General features: G+C 73.0%; 8 protein-coding genes, 2 tRNA genes and 1 pseudogene. 9 read left to right on the forward strand and 2 right to left on the reverse strand.

Annotated elements, in window-relative coordinates; genetic code table 11:
• From CKO13_RS09830 to ychF, 8 genes and pseudogenes are all read left to right on the forward strand, one after another.
• A partial coding sequence (locus tag CKO13_RS09830; RefSeq protein WP_200260251.1) for a tetratricopeptide repeat protein occupies positions 1–655 on the forward strand: 655 nt, incomplete at its 5' end.
• 128 nt (positions 656–783) lie between these two features.
• Positions 784–1290 (forward strand): annotated as a pseudogene (gene lolB / locus CKO13_RS13120) (lipoprotein insertase outer membrane protein LolB); the annotation flags it as partial.
• Entirely contained in the window at positions 1280–2131 is an 852-nt protein-coding gene (ispE, locus tag CKO13_RS09840; protein WP_200260258.1) for a 4-(cytidine 5'-diphospho)-2-C-methyl-D-erythritol kinase, read from the forward strand. The pseudogene lolB and the gene ispE, both read left to right, overlap by 11 nt.
• Positions 2132–2159: 28 nt before the next feature.
• Positions 2160–2234: transfer RNA gene (locus CKO13_RS09845), tRNA-Gln, on the forward strand.
• A gap of 57 nt (positions 2235–2291) precedes the next feature.
• Entirely contained in the window at positions 2292–3230 is a 939-nt protein-coding gene (locus CKO13_RS09850; RefSeq protein ID WP_200260261.1) for a ribose-phosphate pyrophosphokinase, read from the forward strand.
• Positions 3231–3255: 25 nt separating this feature from the next.
• The gene (locus CKO13_RS09855; RefSeq protein ID WP_200260263.1) at positions 3256–3876 is read left to right on the forward strand and encodes a 50S ribosomal protein L25/general stress protein Ctc; all 621 of its coding nucleotides are present in this window, start codon (positions 3256–3258) and stop codon (positions 3874–3876) included.
• 6 nt (positions 3877–3882) lie between these two features.
• Complete coding sequence (gene pth, locus CKO13_RS09860; RefSeq protein ID WP_200260268.1) at positions 3883–4482, forward strand: aminoacyl-tRNA hydrolase; 600 nt, start codon at positions 3883–3885, stop codon at positions 4480–4482.
• 16 nt (positions 4483–4498) lie between these two features.
• The gene (ychF, locus tag CKO13_RS09865; protein ID WP_200260270.1) at positions 4499–5590 is read left to right on the forward strand and encodes a redox-regulated ATPase YchF; all 1092 of its coding nucleotides are present in this window, start codon (positions 4499–4501) and stop codon (positions 5588–5590) included.
• A gap of 58 nt (positions 5591–5648) precedes the next feature.
• On the opposite strand, the gene CKO13_RS09870 is transcribed toward ychF, so the two are convergent.
• The gene (locus tag CKO13_RS09870) at positions 5649–5972 is read right to left on the reverse strand and encodes an HPF/RaiA family ribosome-associated protein (RefSeq protein ID WP_200260273.1); all 324 of its coding nucleotides are present in this window, start codon (positions 5970–5972) and stop codon (positions 5649–5651) included.
• Between the two features lie 162 nt (positions 5973–6134).
• On the opposite strand from CKO13_RS09870, the gene CKO13_RS09875 reads away from it, so the two are divergent.
• Positions 6135–6211 (forward strand) — tRNA-Met (locus tag CKO13_RS09875).
• A 432-nt stretch (positions 6212–6643) separates the two neighbouring features.
• Here CKO13_RS09875 and CKO13_RS09880 read toward each other — a convergent pair.
• Positions 6644–7072, reverse strand: a complete 429-nt coding sequence (locus tag CKO13_RS09880; RefSeq protein ID WP_200260276.1) for a small multi-drug export protein — start codon at positions 7070–7072, stop codon at positions 6644–6646.
• Between the last annotated feature and the right edge of the window lie 36 nt (positions 7073–7108).

Raw genomic sequence — 7108 nt, forward strand, 5'->3', positions numbered from 1 at the left:
CGTCGCGGAGGCGGCCCGGGCGGGGGTCCTTGGGCTCGACGCCGCCGTGGAGCGGCTGGGGCGGGTGCGGGGCGAGCGGCCTGAGCTCGCCGAGCGGGCGGTCCTGCTGGAGGCCGAGCTGCTGTTCCAGGCGGAGCGCTTCGCGGCGGCGGCGCGCACCTACAGCCGGGGGCTGGAGGCGGCGCCCGGCAACCCCGATCTCCTCTACGGCCGCGGCCTCGCCCGCGCCGAGCTCGGCGACATCGACGGCGCCGAGGCGGACCTGCGCCGCGTCCTCGAGCGCAAGCCCGAGGACCCCTACGCCCTGAACGCCCTGGGCTACACCCTCGCTAACCAGGGCCGGCGGCTCGAGGAGGCCGAGTCGCTGATCGACCGCGCCCTGGCGCAGAAGCCGGAGAGCGCGGCGATCCTCGACAGCAAGGGGTGGCTGCTCTACCGCCAGGGCCGGCTCGAGGAGGCGCTCGGCTACCTCGAGCGCGCCTTCGCCGAGCAGGGCGGCGGCGAGATCGGCGCCCACCTCGGCGAGGTGCTCTGGGAGCTCGGCCGCCGCCAGCGCGCCCGCGAGGTCTGGGGCAAGGCCTGGGAGGCCGACCCGGGCCACCCCCTGCTGCAGGAGACCCTGGAGGCCTACGGGGTGGGGCCGGATGCGCTGTAGCAGCGGAGGGCCTCGGCGCTGCGGCCGGCTGGCGCGGGCAGGGGGCGCCGCGCTGCTCCTCGCCGTGCTCGGTGGCTGCGCGCTGCTGGCGCCGCAGGGGCAGCGGGAGGCGGCCTACGGCGAGTTCNTTCCTCGAGGCGCGCGGGGCGCTCGAGGCGTGGTCCGTCGCCGGGCGGGCGGCGCTGCGCGACGCCGGCGAGGCCGTCACCCTGTCGCTGCGCTGGCGCCAGCGGGCGCCGGGGCGCTACACCCTCGCCCTCTCGGGGCCGTTCGGGAGCGGCTCGGTGCGCATCCGCGGGCGGCCGGGGCAGGTCGCCCTCGAGGAGGGCGGCGGGCGGCGCTTTACCGCCGAGAGCCCGGAGGCGCTGGTGGCGGCGCGCACCGGCTACGAGGTCCCCGTCACGGCGCTGCGCGACTGGATAGTGGGGCGCCCGGCCGCGGGGCTCGAGCTCGAGGCGCGGGAGCTCGACGGCGAGGGGCGCCCGGCGCGGCTCGTCCAGGGCGGGTGGCGCGTGACCTACCACGGCTGGCAGACGGTGGAGGGCATCGATATGCCGACACGCTTCGAGGTCCACCGCGGCGCGAAGGCGCTGCGGGTGGCGCTGCGCGGCTGGAGCCTGGGCCATGGCGAGTAGCTGGAGCGCCTGGCCGGCGCCGGCGAAGCTCAACCTCTTCCTGCACGTCTGCGGGCGCCGCCGCGACGGCTACCACGAGCTGCAGACGGCCTTCCAGCTCCTCGACTACGGCGACGTCGTGGAGCTGCGCCCGCGCCGCGACGGCGCCATCGAGCGCTGGGCGCCGCCGGCGGGGCTGGCGGCCGACGACGACCTGACGGTGCGGGCGGCCCGCGCCCTCAAGGCCGAGGCCGGGGTGGCCGCGGGCGCGGACATCCGGCTGCGCAAGCGCCTGCCGGCGGGCGGCGGCCTCGGCGGGGGGTCGTCCGACGCGGCGACGGTGCTGGTGGCCCTCAACGAGCTCTGGGGCGTGGGCTGGGGCGTCGAGGCGCTCGCCGCGCTGGGGCTGCGCCTCGGCGCGGACGTCCCCGTCTTCGTCCGCGGCTTCAGCGCCTGGGCGGAGGGGGTCGGCGAGCGGCTCGAGCCGCTCCCCGAGCCCGCCGGGGGCTGGCCGTGGTACCTCGTCGTCGACCCCGGCGCCCAGGTCTCCACCGCCGCCGTCTTCGCCGATCCAGAATTGACACGGGACTCGCCCCCCCTCAAAATATCCGACCTACGTGAAGAGGGGGGGCGTAACGACTGCGAGGCAGTCGTTCGCCGGCGCTGGCCGGAGGTCGACGAGGCCCTGGCGTGGCTTTCGGGCTACGGGGCGGCGCGGATGAGCGGCACAGGCGGGTGTTGCTTCGTCCCGTTCGCCGAGCAGGGGCAGGCGCAGCAGGCGCTGAGCGCCCTGCCCGAGCGCTGGTCCGGCTTCGTGGCGCGTGGCGTGACCCACTCGACATTGCGGGGGGCGGCCGCCTGAGCCCGCCCCCGCGAGGCCCATCGACTACTGGGGCGTAGCCAAGCGGTAAGGCACCGGTTTTTGGTACCGGGAATCGCAGGTTCGAATCCTGCCGCCCCAGCCAATTCCGCTTGACGCTGATCCGGAAGGTGAACGTTTAGCCGTGCAAGTCAACGGACCCATGATGGTATTCGCCGGGAACTCCAACCCGGCCCTGGCGGAGTCCATCGCAGCCCACCTCAAGACGCGCCTCGGCCACGCCGTCGTCGACCGCTTCAGCGACGACGAGGTCATGGTGGAGATCAACGAGCACGTCCGCGGCAAGGACGTCTTCGTGGTCCAGTCCACCTGCCAGCCGGCCAACGACAACCTCATGGAGCTGCTCTCCATCGTCGACGCCCTGCGCCGCTCCTCGGCGGCGCGCGTCACGGCGGTGATCCCGTACTTCGGCTACGCCCGCCAGGACCGGCGTCCGCGCTCGCAGCGCGTGCCGATCTCGGCGAAGCTCGTCGCCGACATGCTCCAGGCCGCCGGCTACGACCGCATCGTCACGGTGGATCTGCACGCCGACCAGATCCAGGGCTTCTTCAACATCCCGGTGGACAACGTCTACGCCTCGCCGATCCTGCTCGGCGACATCTGGCGCCAGCTCTACCCGCGCAAGGTCGTCGTCTCGCCGGACGTCGGCGGCGTGGTGCGCGCCCGCGCGGTGGCCAAGCGCCTCGACGACGCCGAGCTGGCCATCATCGACAAGCGCCGGCCGCGGCCCAACGAGTCGTCGATCATGCACATCATCGGCGATGTCCAGGACAAGACGTGCATCATCGTCGACGACATCGTCGATACCGCCGGCACCCTCTGCCAGGCGGCGACCGCGCTCAAGGAGCGCGGCGCCCGCAAGGTGGTCGCCTACATCACGCACCCGGTGCTCTCCGGCAGCGCCGTCGAGAAGGTCTCGAGCTCGGGGCTCGACGAGCTGGTGGTCAGCGACAGCATCCCCCTCGGGGAGGCGGCCGCGGCCTGCCCGGAGATCCGGCAGCTGAGCATCGCCGAGATCCTCGCCGAGACGATCCGCCGGGTCAGTAACGACGAGTCGGTCAGCGAGCTCTTCGTGGAGTGATTCCCAACCCAGGAGTGAATCGATCATGACGGTGGAAATGACCCTCGACGCCCAACCGCGCACGGAGACCGGCCGGGGCGCCATGCGCCGCCTGCGCCAGCAGCGGCGCGTGCCGGGTGTCGTCTACGGCGCGGGCAAGGAGTCGCAGCCCGTCGCCCTCGAGAGCGATCAGCTCTACCGGCTGCTGCAGGAGGAGTCGTTCTTCTCCACGGTGCTGACGGTCAACGTCGGCTCGGACCAGGAGCAGGCCATCGTCAAGGACCTGCAGCGCCACCCGTACAAGCCCCTCGTCCAGCACATCGACCTGCAGCGCGTGCGCTCCGATCAGCCGATCGCCGTCCACGTGCCGATCCACGTCGAGGGCGAGGAGGTCGCTCCGGGCGTGCGCCGCGGCGGCGTGCTCCACCACGACATGCTCGATCTCGAGGTCGTCTGCCTGCCCAAGGACCTGCCGCCGTTCATCCGGGTCGACGCCTCGCGGCTGAACGTCGGCCAGGCGGTGCACCTCAGCGACCTCGAGCTGCCCGAGGGCGTGGAGCCGGCGATGCTCCAGCAGGGCGGCGACCCCAACGCCCCCGTGGTCTCGATCCAGGCGACGCGCAAGACGCGCGGGGCGAGCGCCGAGGAGTCCTCGGGGAGCGAGTAGCCCGGCGTGGCCGGTGACGAAGGGGCCTTCCGGCTCGTCGTCGGCCTCGGCAACCCGGGGCGCAGGTACGAGGGGACCCGGCACAACGCCGGGTTCTGGCTCGTCGACGAGCTGCTCCACCGCCTCGGCGGCGAGCTGCGCGAGCAGGGCCGGTTCCACGGCGCCGTGGCGCGGCTGGCGGTCGACGGCTACGACTGCCGGCTGCTCGAGCCGAGCACCTACATGAACCACAGTGGCCGCAGCGTCGCGGCGCTGGCGAGCTTCTTCAAGATCCCGGCGGCGCAGATCCTCGTCGCCCACGACGAGATCGACCTCCCGCCGGGTGGGGTCCGCCTCAAGCGCGGCGGGGGCCACGGCGGGCACAACGGGCTGCGGGATATCCAGTCCGCCCTCGGCACGGCCGAGTTCGCGCGGCTGCGCCTCGGGGTCGGCCACCCCGGCCACCGGGACGAGGTCATCCCCTACGTCCTCACCCGGCCCTCGCCGGCGGAGCGCCAGCGCATCGACGCGGCGGTGGCGGAGGCCGCCGGCTGCCTGCCGCAGCTGCTCGCCGGGCAGTGGGACCGGGCTTGCCAGCGGCTGCACACCGGCGTCAAGGGCGGCTGAGGAGTCGAGAGCGACTATGGGCTTTAACTGCGGCATCGTCGGCCTGCCCAACGTCGGCAAGTCGACGCTGTTCAACGCGCTGACGCAGAACGAGATCCCGGCGGAGAACTACCCCTTCTGCACCATCGACCCCAACGTCGGCGTGGTGGCGGTGCCGGATCCGCGCCTCGAGCGCATCGCCGAGCTCGTCCGCCCCGAGCGGGTGGTGCCGACCACCATGGAGTTCGTCGACATCGCCGGGCTCGTGGCCGGCGCCTCGCGCGGCGAGGGGCTAGGCAACCAGTTCCTCGGGCAGATCCGCGAGACTGACGCCATTGCCCTGGTCCTGCGCTGCTTCGAGGGCGAGGACGTCCACCACGTCGCCGGCCGGGTGGACCCGCGCGCCGACGCCGAGACCATCCACACCGAGCTGGCCCTCGCCGACCTGGACACCGTCTCCCGCGCCCTGGCCCGCCAGGAGCGCGCCGCCAAGAGCGGCGACAAGGAGGCCGTCAAGCGCCGCGAGCTCCTCGAGCGCGCCCGGGCCGCCCTCGACGAGGGGCAGCCGTTGCGCACCCTCGAGCTCGACGAGACGGAGCGCCAGCGCCTGCGCGAGTACCACCTGCTGACCCTCAAGCCGCTGATGTACATCGCCAACGTCGCCGAGGACGGCTTCAGCGGCAACCCCCTGCTCGAGTCCGTCGAGGCCCTGGCGGGGCAGGAGGGCGCCGAGGTGGTGCCGGTCTGCGCGGCCATCGAGGCCGAGCTCGCCGTGCTCGACGAGGCCGACCGCGCCGAGCTGCTCGCCGGCTACGGGCTCGACGAGCCGGGGCTGAACCGCGTCATCCGGGCCGGCTACCGGCTCCTGGGGCTGCAGACCTTCTTCACCGCCGGCCCCCAGGAGGCCCGGGCGTGGACCGTCCCGCGCGGGGCGACGGCGCCGGAGGCCGCCGGCCGGATCCACACCGACATGCAGCGCGGCTTCATCCGCGCCGAGGTGACGGCCTACGACGACTTCATCGCCTACGGCGGCGAGCAGGGGGCGAAGGAGGCCGGCCGGTGGCGGCTCGAGGGCAAGGAGTACGTCCTGGCGGAGGGGGACGTGGTGCACGTGCGCTTCAACGTCTGAGCGCTGCCCCCTAGGCCCCCTGCCGCGCTCCGGGCGCGGCAGGGGGCCAGGCCCAGCGTCAGTGGCGGTGCTTATCGGCGAGCTTGCCGAGGCGGTGGTCGAGGACGCGCTCGAGCTTGCGGGAGGCGCCGCGTACGGCGTCGTAGGCGTCGTCCGCCGAGTTCTCGGCGAGGACGGGGTCGAGCCCGCGGGGCCGGGCCTCGAGCCGGCAGTGCTTGTTGACCTCGCCGCCCTTGGGGCCGTTGACGTCCTGGAAGTGGACCTCGATGCGGGTCAGGTGGTCGCCGAAGCGCCGCTCCACGGTCTGCAGCGACTCGCGGATGCTCTGCTCGAGGGCGTCGGAGACGTGGACGCCGGGGCCGGGGTTGATCTGGATCTGCATGGAACGGTCTCTCCCTTCTGCAAAGGGTCGTTGGGCATCCTGGTGCGGCCATCGGTAACGGCCCACACACCCAGGATATTTTGACCGACGCCGACAGCGCGACCAAGGGGGGCGAGAGCTTGACAGCGAGCCGGTAAGCCTTAAGAATATAGGATCTGCAGTGGCTATGTAGCTCAGTTGGTTAGAGCGTCGCACTCATAATGCGAAGGTCGGTGGTTCGAATCCACCCATAGCCACCAGATTCCCTCGAGCCCTCGGACCCCGTCCCCTTCTCAGCCGTCCCATGCCCCGGGATGATCGGGGAGAAGCGCAAGGCGTACCCGGGCGATACCCCGCACCCTCCTGCCTGTCCACCCGCTTGGGGAGGCAGTGCGGGTAGTGGAGCGGGTAGCCGCCGCGGGCGCCACGCGGCTACCCGCCCGCCGCCTCCGGCCTTTTTTGCACAGCCGTGCACGAGGCTTGCGCATCCCTGTCAAGCCCGCTCCGCCGGCGCCCGGGCGCCCCGGCGATATTCGTAATCTCTTGATTTCTAGGGGTTCGCCGGTCTGGCGAGAAACTGCCCACCCTCCGCCGGGCCGCCGGTGTGCGGAGTCTCGCCGGAAAACGTCCACAGAGTTTTCCACAGGCTGTGTGGACATACGCCGCCCCGTGCCTCGGGCCCGGCTGCGCCCCTAGAGCTGCTCTATCCCTAGGGCGGTGAGCGCGCCGGTCACCGCGGCCCAGCCGGCGAGGCTGGCGACCATCCACTGCACCGTCCGCCGCCGCGGCGTCCCCAGGGCGAGGGCCATCACCGAGGCCATGTGGATGCCGGTGACCACCGGGGCGAGCAGGGCCAGGCCGGGCAGGCCGTAGCGCCGCCAGACGCGCCTCGCCCGGGGGCCCCAGCGACGCCGCACCGGCCCGCGGCGGCGCTCCCACCAGCGGAAGAGGGCGACGATGGCGAGCACCGGCAGGGCGTTGCCGATGAAGGCGGTGGCCGTCACGGGCAGCGTCGGCAGCCCCATGGCCGCCCCCGCAGGGATGACGACGACGAGCTCGATCCACGGCGTGGCCGCGAGCACGAAGACGAGCCCGAGCTCGATGGCGGTCTCTACTACCACGGGAGGTCAGCTTGCTCCGGGGGGGGTGCTGCAAGG

Origin of the sequence: Halorhodospira neutriphila (genome assembly GCF_016584055.1) — a bacterium.
GTDB lineage: Bacteria > Pseudomonadota > Gammaproteobacteria > Nitrococcales > Halorhodospiraceae > Halorhodospira > Halorhodospira neutriphila.

What these genes read in the sequence shown, in the direction of transcription:
- ychF (WP_200260270.1), top strand. Translation starts at nt 4,499, where the DNA reads ATGGGCTTTAACTGCGGCATCGTCGGCCTGCCCAACGTCGGCAAGTCG.
- ispE (WP_200260258.1), top strand. Translation starts at nt 1,280, where the DNA reads ATGGCGAGTAGCTGGAGCGCCTGGCCGGCGCCGGCGAAGCTCAACCTC.
- CKO13_RS09850 (WP_200260261.1), top strand. Translation starts at nt 2,292, where the DNA reads ATGATGGTATTCGCCGGGAACTCCAACCCGGCCCTGGCGGAGTCCATC.
- CKO13_RS09870 (WP_200260273.1), bottom strand. Translation starts at nt 5,972, where the DNA reads ATGCAGATCCAGATCAACCCCGGCCCCGGCGTCCACGTCTCCGACGCC.
- CKO13_RS09855 (WP_200260263.1), top strand. Translation starts at nt 3,256, where the DNA reads ATGACGGTGGAAATGACCCTCGACGCCCAACCGCGCACGGAGACCGGC.